Annotated in this window: 12 protein-coding genes and 1 tRNA gene; 7 read left to right on the forward strand and 6 right to left on the reverse strand. The window is 63.3% G+C overall.

What is annotated here, in order from left to right; genetic code table 11:
- The first annotated feature begins 14 nt into the window (after positions 1-14).
- A complete protein-coding gene (gene epsC / locus GC088_RS08575) occupies positions 15-602 on the forward strand; it encodes a serine O-acetyltransferase EpsC (RefSeq protein WP_323958595.1) in 588 nt (195 codons plus the stop codon).
- Positions 603-685: 83 nt separating this feature from the next.
- On the opposite strand, the gene gndA is transcribed toward epsC, so the two are convergent.
- The 5 genes from gndA to GC088_RS08600 form a co-directional block, all read right to left on the reverse strand.
- Positions 686-2122: an NADP-dependent phosphogluconate dehydrogenase gene (gndA, locus tag GC088_RS08580; RefSeq protein ID WP_323958596.1), complete on the reverse strand. Its 1437-nt coding sequence runs from the start codon at positions 2120-2122 to the stop codon at positions 686-688.
- Between the two features lie 247 nt (positions 2123-2369).
- Positions 2370-2445 (reverse strand) — tRNA-Val (locus GC088_RS08585).
- Positions 2446-2539: 94 nt separating this feature from the next.
- Complete coding sequence (locus GC088_RS08590) at positions 2540-3490, reverse strand: NAD-dependent protein deacetylase (protein ID WP_323958597.1); 951 nt, start codon at positions 3488-3490, stop codon at positions 2540-2542.
- On the reverse strand, positions 3487-3903 hold the full coding sequence (locus GC088_RS08595; protein ID WP_416377445.1) for a redoxin domain-containing protein: 417 nt from the start codon (positions 3901-3903) through the stop codon (positions 3487-3489). The genes GC088_RS08590 and GC088_RS08595 overlap by 4 nt, the downstream gene beginning before the upstream one ends.
- A gap of 71 nt (positions 3904-3974) precedes the next feature.
- The gene (locus GC088_RS08600; protein ID WP_323958598.1) at positions 3975-4394 is read right to left on the reverse strand and encodes a DUF3052 domain-containing protein; all 420 of its coding nucleotides are present in this window, start codon (positions 4392-4394) and stop codon (positions 3975-3977) included.
- 449 nt (positions 4395-4843) lie between these two features.
- Between GC088_RS08600 and aceE the strand changes: the two genes are divergently transcribed.
- From aceE to fabF, 6 genes are all read left to right on the forward strand, one after another.
- Entirely contained in the window at positions 4844-7588 is a 2745-nt protein-coding gene (aceE, locus tag GC088_RS08605; protein ID WP_323958599.1) for a pyruvate dehydrogenase (acetyl-transferring), homodimeric type, read from the forward strand.
- A 125-nt stretch (positions 7589-7713) separates the two neighbouring features.
- Positions 7714-8952 carry a PucR family transcriptional regulator gene (locus GC088_RS08610; protein ID WP_323958600.1) on the forward strand — a complete coding sequence of 413 codons (1239 nt, stop codon included), beginning with the start codon at positions 7714-7716 and terminating at the stop codon, positions 8950-8952.
- 78 nt (positions 8953-9030) lie between these two features.
- Positions 9031-9999 (forward strand): ACP S-malonyltransferase, encoded by a 969-nt coding sequence (locus GC088_RS08615; protein ID WP_323958601.1) that lies wholly within the window; start codon positions 9031-9033, stop codon positions 9997-9999.
- Positions 9996-11051: a beta-ketoacyl-ACP synthase III gene (locus GC088_RS08620; RefSeq protein ID WP_323958602.1), complete on the forward strand. Its 1056-nt coding sequence runs from the start codon at positions 9996-9998 to the stop codon at positions 11049-11051. Before GC088_RS08615 ends, GC088_RS08620 begins: the two co-directional genes overlap by 4 nt.
- A gap of 77 nt (positions 11052-11128) precedes the next feature.
- Positions 11129-11374 carry an acyl carrier protein gene (locus GC088_RS08625; protein WP_323958604.1) on the forward strand — a complete coding sequence of 82 codons (246 nt, stop codon included), beginning with the start codon at positions 11129-11131 and terminating at the stop codon, positions 11372-11374.
- 89 nt (positions 11375-11463) lie between these two features.
- Positions 11464-12699 carry a beta-ketoacyl-ACP synthase II gene (gene fabF / locus GC088_RS08630; protein ID WP_323958605.1) on the forward strand — a complete coding sequence of 412 codons (1236 nt, stop codon included), beginning with the start codon at positions 11464-11466 and terminating at the stop codon, positions 12697-12699.
- A gap of 88 nt (positions 12700-12787) precedes the next feature.
- Here fabF and GC088_RS08635 read toward each other — a convergent pair whose 3' ends face one another.
- The gene (locus GC088_RS08635) at positions 12788-13291 is read right to left on the reverse strand and encodes a DUF3145 domain-containing protein (RefSeq protein WP_323958606.1); all 504 of its coding nucleotides are present in this window, start codon (positions 13289-13291) and stop codon (positions 12788-12790) included.
- Between the last annotated feature and the right edge of the window lie 105 nt (positions 13292-13396).

The raw sequence follows: 13396 nt of genomic DNA on the forward strand, positions 1-13396 counted from the left end.
ACAGAGAGTGGTCTGTGAGCTTCCTAGCGAGACTGCGTGAAGACCTCGAAGCGGCCCGGGCACACGACCCGGCCGCGCGAGGCGACGTCGAGAACGGCATCGTGTACTCGGGGTTGCATGCCATCTGGGTACACCGCCTGACGCACCGCATGTGGCAGGTACCCTCGCTTCGGTTCCCGGCGCGGGTACTGGCCCAGGCGGCCCGGGCCCTCACCGGGATCGAGATCCACCCGGCCGCCACGATCGGCCGACGTTTCTTCATTGACCACGGCATGGGCGTGGTGATCGGTGGAACTGCGGAAATCGGCGACGACGTCATGATGTACCAGGGCGTCACGCTGGGCGGCCGGTCGCTGGAAAAGGTGAAGCGGCACCCCACGATCGGAGACCGGGTGACCATCGGTGCTGGCGCAAAGATTCTGGGGCCCATCACCATCGGTGCCGGAAGCGCGGTGGGAGCCAACGCCGTCGTCGTCAAGGACACTCCCCCCGACTCGATCGTGACGGGTATTCCGGCAACCTACCGGCATCGGGATTCCTCGAAGGAAACGCTGCCTGCGGTGGACCCGGCCGAGTACATCGACCCGGCGATTTACATCTAGTTCCATACAGTCGCTCCGGCCCGGTGCCGGAAACAGAAAGTGCCCCGGCGGAGAACCGCCGGGGCACTTTGCTGTGTAGCCAGCTAGTGCGTGTCTACAGCTTCAACCTCGGAACGGTCCTCGCCCCAGAGGGTGTGGAAAGTACCCTCTACATCCATCCTGTTGTAGGTGTGGGCACCGAAGAGGTCGCGCAGGCCCTGGGTGAGGGCGGCCGGCAGGCGCTTGCGGCGCAGCCCGTCATAGTAGGCAAGGGAGGAGGAGAACACCGGAACCGGAATACCCAACTGGACGGCCGTGGAGACGACCCGACGCCATGCCGGAACCGCTCCCGCGATGGACTCAGCGAAGGCTGGTGCCAGCAGCAGGTTCGCGGGCTTCTCCTCCGCGGCGTAGGCCTTCATGATGTCGTCCAGCAGCTCAGCGCGGATAATGCAGCCCGCGCGCCACAGGGAGGCGATCTCGTCCAGCTTGAGGTCCCAGCCGTACTCCTTGGCGGCCGCCGTGAGCATGTCGATGCCCTGGGCGTAGCTCACAAGCTTGGAGGCGTAAAGCGCAAGCCGCACGTCCTCGACGAAGCCCTCCGGAAGTTCCACACTGCCCTCATGGCCCTGCAGGATCTCCTGCGCAAGCTCACGCTGGTCGCGCTGAGAGGAGAGGCCACGGGCGAAGACCGACTCCGCGATGCCCGACGTGGGGCTGCCGAGCTCAAGCGCCGAAACCACGGTCCAGCGGCCGGTTCCCTTCTGGCCGGCTGAATCAACAACGACGTCGACAAACGGCTTTCCGGTGCGCTGGTCGGTATGTCCGAGCACCTCGGCGGTGATCTCGATGAGGAAGGAGGACAGCGTGCCGGAGTTCCAGTCCGTGAAGATCTTCGCCTGCTCGGCCGGCTCGATTCCGGCAGCGGTTCGCAGGACGTCATAGGCTTCGCCGATGACCTGCATGTCCGCGTACTCGATGCCGTTGTGCACCATCTTCACGAAGTGGCCGGCGCCGTCGGTGCCTACCCAGCGACAGCACGGCTCGCCGTCGTACTTCGCGGAAATCTTCTCCAGCATCGGTCCCAGCGAGTTGTAGGACTGGCGTGAACCGCCGGGCATGATCGAGGGACCGAGCAGTGCGCCCTCCTCGCCGCCCGACACGCCCACACCCACGAAGTGGAGGTCCTTTTCGGCGAGGGCAGCTTCGCGGCGGCGGGTGTCCTCGTAGTGCGAGTTGCCTGCGTCGATCACGATGTCGCCGGGTTCGAGCAGCGGTTCCAGTTGCTCGATGACCGAATCCACCGGAGCGCCTGCCTTCACCATGATCAGGACTCGCCGCGGCTTCTCAAGCGAGTCCACGAGCTCCTGGAGTGACTCGGTGCGGATGAAGTTTCCTTCGTCGCCGTGCTTCTCAAGCAGCGCATCGGTCTTCTCCACCGAGCGGTTGTGCAGGGCCACCGTATAGCCGTTCCGGGCGAGGTTCCTCGCAAGGTTTGCTCCCATGACGGCAAGTCCGGTCACACCGATTTGTGCACTCATCAAGTCTCCATCTGCAGGTTCGCCCCAGGTTCAGGGGCACATCGTGTGCGGCGCCCCTGTGCGCCTTGGCCCTATTACCCTATTACCCACGTCACGTTCGATGCCAGAAAGCGCAACTGGGAGAGGGTAATACGTCCGCAAATGACGGCTGCCCTTAGGTGCTTGGACTTCCTGCTTAGCTCCGGCAGCGGACAGCGCTAGATAAACCAAAACCTCGTTCCTCCACTTTGGAGGAACGAGGTTTTTTTGGTGGGTCCTACCGGGATCGAACCGATGACATCCACGGTGTAAACGTGGCGCTCTACCAGCTGAGCTAAAGACCCTTGCCGCGGTTCCGGGGTTCGAAACGCCCCTCACCACGAGGAATTACTCTACCGGACCGATGCCCTTGAAAGCCAATCGACCACCTCAGGCCCTTCAGTCAGGTCCGGCGCCAGCCTCGCCCAGGTCGGGAAGTGCCTCGGCCAGATACGCCAGGGACTCCGAAACACCCAGTTCCAACTTCAGGGAAGCGAATTCGTCGCCCCGTGTCGAGCCCCGATTGATAATCACCACGGGCTTGCCGTCTTTGGCTGCGTGGCGGACAAAACGGAGGCCGCTCATCACCGTCAGTGAGGATCCGGCAACCAGCAGTGCACCGGCGTCGTCAACCATTGCGTAAGCACGCGCCACACGGTCCTTAGGCACATTCTCGCCGAAGTAGACGAAGTCGGGCTTGAGCATGCCGCCGCAGATAGGACATGGCGCGATGTTGAAGCCCGCGGTATCGTCCACGTCGGCGTCAGCATCCGGGGCGACATCACCGGCGTCGCCCGCAGTGTCGAGGTAGCCCGGATTCAGCTCCTCGAGCAACCGCGCAATTTCATGTCGTGTGAAAGCGCTGCGGCAGTCCAGACACACCACGCGGTCGTAGGTTCCGTGGAGATCAACCACGTTGGTGCTGCCGGCCACGGTGTGAAGCCGGTCGACGTTCTGGGTGATCAGGCCGGTCAGGAGCCCCCGGCGCTCCATGCGCGCGATGGCAATATGTCCGCCGTTGGGGTCAGCCCTGCGCAGATGGTGCCAGCCCACGTGGTTTCGAGCCCAGTAGCGCCTCCGCAGCGCTTCATCCCCCACGAACTGCTGATAGGTCATGGGATTGCGCGGAACGGAATTGGGTCCGCGGTAGTCCGGTATGCCGGAGTCCGTGCTCAGGCCGGCCCCTGTCAAGACGGCCAGCCGCCTGCCGCCCAGGAGTTCGACGGCGGGTTGCAGCTCCGATTCGTCCGACGCCGAGACGTGTACCCGAGGCGCCGCTTCAGATCGGGCAAACCCGGTGGTCCCGAAACCCGGTAGCGACGAGGCATGCGGCAACGACGACGAATTCATTGCCTGCTCACCGGCGCCTCCGCAAGCTCCCCCAGCGCTGCTCGGTAATCGTCGAAGGACCGCGCCTGCCCTGGCGGTGCATCAATCCGGGAGCGCAGAGTCCCCTCCTGGTCTAGGAAGAACGTTGCGCGCCCGGCATGGCCCAACGACGCGTCCAGAACTCCGTAACGATCGGCGACCGCACCGTGCGGCCAGAAATCAGCCAGGAGGTCAAAGGTGTAGCCCCGCTCATCAGAGTATGCGCGCAGCGCGTACTTGGAATCGGTCGAGATTGCGAGCAGGCGTGCTCCATGCCGCTCGAACTCGCCCAGCTCGCTCTGAAGTACGTCCAACTCGTCAGTACAGACGCGAGAAAAGGCGAAAGGGTAGAAAACCAGTACGACGGCGCTGCCACGCAAACCTTCAAGGCTCACCGGTTCCCCATGCTGGTTGGGAAGCTGGAAGCCGGGAGCTGACACTCCGGGCGCTGGCCGGTTGTCCAAAGCTACTGCTTGCGGCGGCTTACAAGGCGGGTTGCAGCCCAATCCCGTGAAACTCCCGCTGAGGAGGTGGCGTGCAGTCCGGCTGTGGGAGCAGCTTCCTGAATTTCCGACGGCGGCACGTAGCCTTCCCGGCCTGACTTCGGGGTGAGAACCCAGATCACTCCTCCGTCGTCGAGGCAGCCAAGCGAGTCCACCAACGCGTCGACAAGGTCGCCGTCGTCGGACCGCCACCAGAGCACAACGCCGTCGACAACATCCTGGTCATCCTCGGTGAGGAGTTCCGAGCCGATTTCATCTTCAAGGTCTGCGCGGAAATCGAAATCCACGTCCTCGTCGTATCCGAGCTCCTGAACAAGGTCGCCATCCTTGAAACCCAACTTGTCCGCCACGCTACCTGCGGTGGTGGCTTCGGCCTCGCTCACTTCATTCCTCCCGAAAGGCTGTATTCGTGCGATGACATCACGTTGCGCATCCTGCGCGCTTCGCCGTGCGCTCTACCGTGCGCCTCACGCGCCTCCTGCTTCACAGCCACCGTACGTTGATATGCATTATTACCAGCCAACACGGTTAAAGGCTACGCTTCAACCCGCCCGCACGGCATCGTTGAACGAGCAAGGCGCTGCCCTTCCTGCCCATTCCAGCCGCGGCACTCACCGGTCGCTGCCCGTCGAAGGCAGTCCGTTAGCCACGTAACGTGAGCCCACCCCTTTCGCCTCCAGCTACGCATGTCACGCTGCGCGGGGCTAGAGTGGCACAGTGAATCCAAGGTCAGGCAAACACCGACCGGGTTTTGGCAGCTTCGTCGAGCAACGGCCCGAAGCACACAGTCGTAGAGCTCGCAGACATAATCTGCGGATTGAGAGGATTGAGCATGGTTGCTGATCAGGGAATCGTCGGTTCGGCGCCCGGCCGGGATTCGGATCCCGAAGAGACGGCTGAGTGGGTCGAATCGTTTGATCAGCTGGTTGATGCGCGCGGATCAGAACGCGCCCGCGAAGTGCTTGGACGCTTGCTGGCCCGTGCGGGAGGCCGTTCTGTAGGTCTGCCCAGCGTCATCACCACTGACTATGTGAACACCATCCCGGTCGACGAGGAGCCGGAGTTCCCCGGCGACGAGGAGATTGAGCGCAAGTACCGTGCCTGGATGCGCTGGAACGCCGCGGTCATGGTTCACCGCTCGCAGCGCCCCGAGATCGGTGTCGGCGGACATATCTCCACTTACGCGGGAGCTGCCACGCTGTATGAAGTTGGCTTCAACCACTTCTTCAAGGGCAAAGACCACCCGAGCGGCGGGGACCAGGTCTTCTTCCAGGGTCACGCTTCACCCGGCATGTACGCGCGCGCTTTCCTTGAGGGCCGTCTGACGGAAGAGGACCTCGACGGTTTCCGTCAGGAGAAGTCGAAGGAGGGCCACGCGCTTTCCTCCTATCCGCACCCGCGACTGATGCCGGAGTTCTGGGAGTTTCCCACCGTCTCGATGGGCATCGGTCCCATGAATGCGATCTACCAGGCGCAGTCCAACCGTTACCTTCACAACCGCGGAATCAAGGACACCAGTGAACAGCAGGTCTGGGCCTTCCTCGGCGACGGCGAGATGGACGAACCCGAGTCACGCGGCCTCCTCCAATTGGCTGCCAATGACGGGTTGGACAACCTTAACTTCGTCATCAACTGCAACCTGCAGCGCCTCGACGGGCCAGTTCGCGGCAACGGCAAGATCATGCAGGAACTTGAGGCCTTCTTCCGCGGCGCAGGCTGGAACGTCATCAAGGTCGTGTGGGGCCGGGAGTGGGACAACCTGCTGGCAAAGGACACCACCGGTGACCTGGTCAAGATCATGAACGAAACCGCCGACGGCGACTACCAGACCTATAAGGCTGAGTCCGGTGGTTTTGTGCGCGACCACTTCTTCGGCAAGACGCCGGTAACCAAGGACCTGGTTGCCGATATGACGGACGCCGAAGTTTGGAACCTCAAGCGCGGCGGGCACGATTACCGCAAGGTCTACGCCGCGTACAAGGCCGCCACGGAATTCAAGGGCAAGCCCACGGTCATCCTGGCGAAGACGGTCAAGGGCTACGGCCTCGGCCCCCACTTCGAGGGCCGTAACGCCACCCACCAGATGAAGAAGCTCACCAATGCCGACCTCAAGGCATTCCGTGACCACTTGCGCGTCCCGGTCACCGACGAACAGATCGACGCTGACCTATACAACGCTCCGTATTACCACCCGGGCCCGGATGCCCCGGAGATCCAGTACATGCTGGATCGGCGACGCAAGCTGGGCGGTTTCCTGCCCGAGCGGCGCACGAAGCACGCCGAGACGGTTCTGCCCGGCGAGAAGGCGTACGAGGTGGCCAAGCGCGGCTCCGGCAAGCAGCAGGCCGCTACCACCATGGCGTTCGTCAGGTTGCTCAAGGACCTGATGCGCGACAAGGAGTTCGGCAAACGGATTGTGCCGATCATCCCCGACGAAGCACGTACCTTCGGTATGGACTCCTTCTTCCCGACCGCGAAGATCTACAACCCGAAGGGCCAGAACTACCTGTCGGTGGACCGGGAACTCGTGCTCGCCTACAAGGAGTCCATCGAGGGCCAGATCCTGCACGCAGGAATCAACGAAGCGGGTTCTGTGGCAGCGTTCACCGCAGCAGGAACCGCATACGCAACGCACGGCCAACCGTTGATTCCGATCTACGTGTTCTATTCAATGTTCGGCTTCCAGCGCACGGGTGATTCCTTCTGGGCGGCGGGCGACCAGATGACTCGTGGGTTCATCATCGGCGCAACAGCCGGACGGACCACGCTTACAGGAGAAGGCCTGCAGCACGCAGACGGCCACTCGCCCATCCTGGCCTCAACCAATCCTGCCGTCGTCACCTACGATCCCGCCTACGGCTATGAGATCGGGTACATCATGCGCGACGGACTCGAGCGCATGTACGGTAACGGCAACGCGGTCTCGGGCACCGATCCCAACGTCATGTACTACCTGACGGTCTACAACGAGCCGATCGTCCAGCCGGCCGAGCCCGAGAACCTCGACGTGAACGGCCTGCTGCGCGGTATCTACAAGTTGCAGGACGGACACCAGGCAGAGAACACGCCGAAGGCCCAGATCCTCGCTTCCGGCGTCGCCGTTCCGTGGGCACTGGAAGCACAGCGGATCCTTTCGGACGAGTGGGGCGTGTCCGCAGACGTCTGGTCGGTCACTTCCTGGAACGAATTGCGCCGTGACGCTGTCGCGGCGGAAGAGGAGACATTCCTCAACCCGGATGCGGAGCCCAGGGTTCCTTTTGTCACCCAACAGCTCGGCAACGCACCCGGTCCGGTTGTAGCGGTCTCCGACTACATGAAGGCGGTGCCTGACCAGATCCGGCAGTTCCTTCCGCAGGACTTCGCTACCCTCGGCGCCGACGGATTCGGATTTTCCGACACCCGTGCTGCGGCCCGCCGGTTCTTCAAGATCGACTCTCACTCCGTCGTCGTAAGGACGCTGCAGTTGCTCGCCAAGCGAGGCGAGGTCGATTCCAATGCGCCGCGTCAGGCGATTGAGAAGTACTCACTCCTTGACGTCAATGCCGGAACCACCGGCAACGCCGGGGGCGATTCCTAGCCAGACCCGTAACGGCAGGATCTGCTGGCTCGAATGAGACCAGCAGATCCTGCTGCCGTTTAACCGCTCCTTTGTAGCCTTTGTACAAAATGGAGCACCGGCATACCGGGCCGTATGCTCAAGATATGGCTACATCCGATTCCGCGAGGGGCTCGTCGCTGCCCGCCCCTGACCCGAACACGGTGGATCGCCTTCGGACGCAGATCGGGGCTTTGTCCACGGCAACCCTGAAGCAGCTTGACTCCTCCCTGCCCTGGTACCGGAACCTGCGCCCTGATGAGAGGTCGGCGCTGGGACTCGTCGCGCAAAAGGGCATCGCGTCCTTCGTCAACTGGTATCAGAAGCCGGTATCCCCGGCATGGGTTCTCAGCGACGTGTTCGGCACCGCACCCACGGAGCTCACGCGCTCCATCAGTCTCCAAAAGGCCCTGCAGCTGATCCGCGTGGTGGTACAGGTCGTGGAGGACCAGGTACCGGACCTCGCCTCGGACGCTGACCAGGGCCTCCTGCGGGAAGCCGTGCTCCGCTATTCGAGGGAAGTCGCATTCGCAGCAGCTGACGTGTACGCACGCGCGGCGGAGACCCGAGGCTCGTGGGACACCCGGCTGGAAGCCCTGGTGGTGGATGCCATCCTCCGGGGCGAAAGTTCCGACGCGCTCCGCTCGAGGATCGCTGCCGTCGGGTGGAAATCACAGGCTCCCATTACGGTCATGGTGGGCAGTTCACCGGCTGAACCGAACGCGATGTTCCTCAATGAACTCCGGCGGACCACCGGAAGGCTCGCAGAGGACATCCTGGTCGGTATTCAGGGTGACCGGCTCATCCTGGTTCTTGGCGGCGTCCAGGATCCGGACAGCGCATACGGCCGGCTGAGCGATCTGTTCGGTCCCGGTCCCGTGGTCTACGGCCCGGAAGCCGAGTCCCTGGTTGCAGCCAGCAGCTCAGCGCAGGCAGCATTCGCCGGATTGACGGCTGCCCGGGCGTGGCCGTCGGCACCCCGGCCTGTAGCGGCCGACGACCTGTGGCCGGAACGCGTTATTTCGGGTGACGATACTGCGCGCAGGGCACTGCTGCGGAATATCTACCGGCCGCTGGCGAACGCGCAGAACGGCCTGGAAGAGACCCTGTCTGCCTATCTGGCGCTCGGTCATTCGCTCGAGGCCACTTCCCGTGAACTGTTCGTGCATGCCAATACCGTCAGGTACCGCCTGCGCCGGGTCTGCGATATCACCGGGTGGGATCCGCTGCTCCCCCGGGAGGCCTTCGTCCTGCAAACTGCCCTGGTCATCGGCCGCCTCGCTCCACCCATCAAGGGCGTTCCCGACCGCTCGTCAACGCGGCTCGACCGGGCTTCGTCGTTGTAGACTTCCTACAAAGTGGTTTCGGCAGCTTCGTGCACCGGAACACCGTGCTTCCTGTCCCCCATTTGGAAAGCTTAATACGTGCTTGCGATTCTCTGCCCAGGACAAGGGTCCCAGACCCCCGGATTCCTGACCCCGTGGCTTGACCTGCCAGGCGTGCGTGAGCACCTCGAAGCGCTGAGCGATGCCGCCGGTGTTGACCTGGTTCGTCACGGAACAGTCTCGGACGAGGACACAATCCGTGACACCGCGGTGGCGCAGCCCTTGATCGTTGCCGCCGGCCTGGTGGCGGCACGGGCACTGCTGGGCGACACCTCGTTGACCTCCGCGACCGTTGTTGCCGGTCACTCGGTAGGAGAGCTCACTGCTTCCGCTGTGGCGGGCGCACTCTCGGAGCGAGATGCAGTCACACTCGTGCGCACCCGTGCCAGCGCAATGGCGACGGCAGCGGCAGTAACACCTACCGGCATGAGCGCCGTGCTCGGCGGCGATCCCGAGGAAGTAGCGGCCACGCTGGAGCGCCTGGGACTGACGGCGGCCAACGCCAACGGAGGCGGCCAGATCGTCGCGGCGGGAACCCTGGAACAACTGGCGGAGCTAGCAGCCGATCCTCCAGCCAAGGCCCGCGTCATCCCGCTGAAGGTAGCCGGTGCTTTCCACACGGAGCACATGGCTTCGGCGGTTGAAGCACTCGAGGCGCTCCGGCCCTCGCTCTCCCCCGCCGAGCCGCTGGCCACCCTGCTCTCCAATTACGACGGCGAACCCGTCGCCTCGGGTGAGACCAACCTCGACAGTCTGATCGCGCAGGTTTCCCGACCCGTTCGTTGGGACCTGTGCATGCAGCGACTGCTGGACATGGGAGTCTCCGGCGTTCTTGAGCTTCCGCCCGCAGGTACCCTGACCGGACTTGCCAAGCGGGGCATGCGGGGCACCGCCAGCCTCGCAGTCAAGGCCCCTGAAGACCTGGCCGCAGCCCGGGAGTTCATGGAAGAGCACTCCCGTACAGCTCCCCCGGCTGACGCCCCGATTGCAGCAAAAGGAACCGCGTGACTACTCCCACCCTCAAGCAAGCCGCCCTGCGCGAACACACCAAAGTCCTCGGCCTCGGCGCCTATCGTCCTGACGTGATCGTCACCAACGAGGACATCTGCCAGTGGATTGATTCCTCCGATGAGTGGATCCGCCAGCGCACCGGCATCGTGACCCGCCACCGGGCGGACAAGGACACGAGCGTCATCGATATGGCGGAAGCAGCGGCACGTGCCGCCCTCGCGGACGCAGGAATCGAAGCATCCCAGCTCGGCGCCGTCCTGGTCTCCACGGTGACCCACCCCTATGCAACGCCTTCTGCTGCCGCGCAGCTCGCAGACCGCATCGGCGCCACGCCGGCTCCCGCCTATGACATCTCGGCAGCATGCGCAGGATACTGCTACGGCATTGCCCAGGCTGACGCCCTCGTTCATTCGGGAACCGCCGATTACGTCCTAGTCGTCGGTGTTGAGAAGCTTTCAGACTTCATTGACAATTCCGAGCGCACTATCTCGTTCCTCCTAGGGGACGGTGCAGGTGCAGTCGTGATCGGCCCGTCGGACACCCCCGGGATCGGTCCGTCGGTCTGGGGATCCGATGGCAGCAAGCACGAATCGATCCGAATGACCCACTCCCTTCTTGATGTGCGGGACATTTCCCTGGCCGCGCTCACCGATGGCGAAAGCGCGCTGGCCGGAGCAACTGAGACGGCGCTCTGGCCAACCATGAGGCAGGACGGACCCACCGTTTTCCGGTGGGCGGTCTGGGAGATGGCGAAGGTTGCCCAGCAGGCACTGGACGCCGCGGGTATCCGTGCCGAAGACCTCGTTGCCTTCATCCCCCACCAGGCGAACATCCGCATCATTGACGAGATGGTGAAGCAGCTTGCCCTCCCGGAGCACGTAGCAGTAGCCCGTGACATCGTCGACGCCGGCAACACCTCCGCTGCCTCAATTCCGCTGGCGATGCATCGCCTGCTCAGCGAGCAGCCGGAGCTCAGCGGCGGTTATGCTCTGCAGATCGGTTTCGGAGCAGGCCTCGTGTTCGGCGCGCAGGTAGTCGTCCTCCCGTAAGTTTCCACTTCGGGCCACAGACCGTGGCTTGATCAAACGATCCGGTTGAACGCCGGAACAAAAGAAAAGGAGCCGTAATGGCTAGCAACGAAGAGATCCTCTCAGGCCTGGCAGAGATCGTGAACGAGGAAACCGGCCTCGCCCCCGAGTCTGTTGAGCTCGATAAGTCCTTCACGGATGACCTCGACATCGACTCCATCTCGATGATGACCATCGTGGTCAACGCCGAAGAGAAGTTCGGCGTGCGTATCCCCGACGAGGAAGTCAAGAACCTCAAGACCGTCGGCGACGCTGTCGATTTCATCTCCAACGCCCAGTCCTAGCAGGATGCGGCGGTGACCCGCTTTTCGGCCACCGCCGCATTTTCAGGCACAAGTCCGCACGGACATACCGACGCAGCAGAGAGTGAACCATGGCACGCAAAGTAGTCATCACCGGCCTGGGCGCCACCACACCCATTGGCGGCGACGTTCCCACAATGTGGGAGAACGCGCTGAAAGGCGTGTCGGGCGCCCGCACTATTGAGGCTGACTGGGTTGCAGAGTACGAGCTTCCTGTCACCTTCGCGGCTCAGGTCGCCACTCCGGCAAGCGACGTGCTTACCAGGGTCGAGGCTAAGCGGATGGATCCATCGACCCAATTCGCGGTGATCGCTGCGCGTGAGGCTTGGCGCGATTCCGGCTTGGAAGAGGTCGACCATGACCGGTTCGCCGTAGCGTTCGCTACCGGTATCGGCGGCGTGTGGACGTTGCTGGACGCATGGGACACGCTTCGATCGAAGGGGCCCCGCCGGGTCCTTCCGATGACCGTGCCGATGCTCATGCCCAACGGACCGGCGGCTGCGGTCAGCCTCGATCTCGGAGCAAGGGCCGGTGCACACACGCCGGTTTCGGCCTGCGCCTCGGGGACTGAGGCTCTCCACCAAGGGCTGGAACTGATCCGGTCCGGCAAGGCCGACGTGGTGATGTGCGGCGGTGCCGAAGCAGCGATCCACCCCATGCCGATCGCTGCCTTCGCTTCCATGCAGGCTCTGTCTCGCCGGAATGACGATCCCGAGCATGCATCACGCCCCTACGACATCGACCGCGATGGATTTGTTATGGGAGAGGGTGCCGGAGCCCTCGTGCTCGAAGCGGAGGAACACGCCCTCGCCCGAGGTGCACGGATATACGGTGAGCTTGCTGGAACTTCCGTCACGGCGGACGCTTATCACATCACCGCACCCGACCCCGAGGGGCTTGGTGCAACGCGCGCCCTGAAGGCGGCCATGTTTGATGCGCGGGTTCAGGCTTCAGATGTGGTGCACGTCAATGCGCATGCGACCTCCACTCCCGTCGGCGATCAGCCGGAATACGTGGCGCTGAAAACCGCGCTGGGGAGCCAGGTGAATTCAGTGGCCGTGTCGGCTACCAAGTCCCAGACGGGCCACCTGCTCGGCGCGTCCGGAGCGGTCGAAGCGGTAATGACGGTACTGGCCGTGCACGGACGGCAGGCGCCGGTAACCATCAACCTGGAAAATCAGGATCCGCAGATTCCGCTGGACGTTGTGACCTCCGCCCGCGATCTGCCGTCCGGTGACATCGTGGCACTGAGCAATTCATTCGGTTTCGGCGGACACAACGCGGTCATCGTGGTGAAGAGCGTCTGATACCGGTTGAGCACTTACTGATGAGCCCGGGTACCAACTGGTACCCGGGCTCATCCGCGCTGTAGGGGGATGAAGAACTCCAGTCCGCTTACCCAACCTGGTGCAGCCAGCGTACCGGAGCGCCTTCGCCTGCATGCCGGAAGGGTTCCAGCTCTTCGTCCCAAGACTCACCAAGCGCGAGCGACAACTCGTGGTAGACGGCGGCGGGATCCCCTGCACCCGCTTCATAGGCGTAGCGGATCCTGTCTTCCGAGATCATCACGTTACCGTGCACATCGGTGGTTGCGTGGAAGATTCCGAGCTCAGGAGTATGGGACCAACGTCCTCCGTCTGCACCGGCGCTCTGTTCTTCGGTTATCTCGTAGCGAAGGTGCGCCCAGCCGCGAAGGGCCGATGCCAGCTTCGCTCCGGAGCCCTGCGGGGCGACCCAAGAGAGCTCCGCTCGGAACATTCCGGGCGCAGCAGGCTGCGGTGACCACTCAAGGTCGACGCGCTGGTCAATGACCGAGCCAACGGCCCATTCGATATGAGGGCACAACGCAGATGGGGCTGAGTGCACGTAAAGAACACCGCGGGCCATCACAACAGACATTCCATCCTCCATAGCTGTAGGTACGTCTTCCCCAACGACCTTCAGCCCGGACGAATACACTGCTAGGGGCCTGGTACATAGCGCTCAGTCCACAGGTACTTGAAC

The organism is Arthrobacter sp. JZ12 (genome assembly GCF_035189165.1).
Classification (GTDB): Bacteria; Actinomycetota; Actinomycetes; order Actinomycetales; family Micrococcaceae; genus Arthrobacter_D.

What these genes read in the sequence shown, in the direction of transcription:
- gndA (WP_323958596.1), bottom strand. Translation starts at nt 2,122, where the DNA reads ATGAGTGCACAAATCGGTGTGACCGGACTTGCCGTCATGGGAGCAAAC.
- GC088_RS08590 (WP_323958597.1), bottom strand. Translation starts at nt 3,490, where the DNA reads ATGAATTCGTCGTCGTTGCCGCATGCCTCGTCGCTACCGGGTTTCGGG.
- aceE (WP_323958599.1), top strand. Translation starts at nt 4,844, where the DNA reads ATGGTTGCTGATCAGGGAATCGTCGGTTCGGCGCCCGGCCGGGATTCG.
- GC088_RS08610 (WP_323958600.1), top strand. Translation starts at nt 7,714, where the DNA reads ATGGCTACATCCGATTCCGCGAGGGGCTCGTCGCTGCCCGCCCCTGAC.
- GC088_RS08625 (WP_323958604.1), top strand. Translation starts at nt 11,129, where the DNA reads ATGGCTAGCAACGAAGAGATCCTCTCAGGCCTGGCAGAGATCGTGAAC.
- fabF (WP_323958605.1), top strand. Translation starts at nt 11,464, where the DNA reads ATGGCACGCAAAGTAGTCATCACCGGCCTGGGCGCCACCACACCCATT.
- GC088_RS08635 (WP_323958606.1), bottom strand. Translation starts at nt 13,291, where the DNA reads ATGTCTGTTGTGATGGCCCGCGGTGTTCTTTACGTGCACTCAGCCCCA.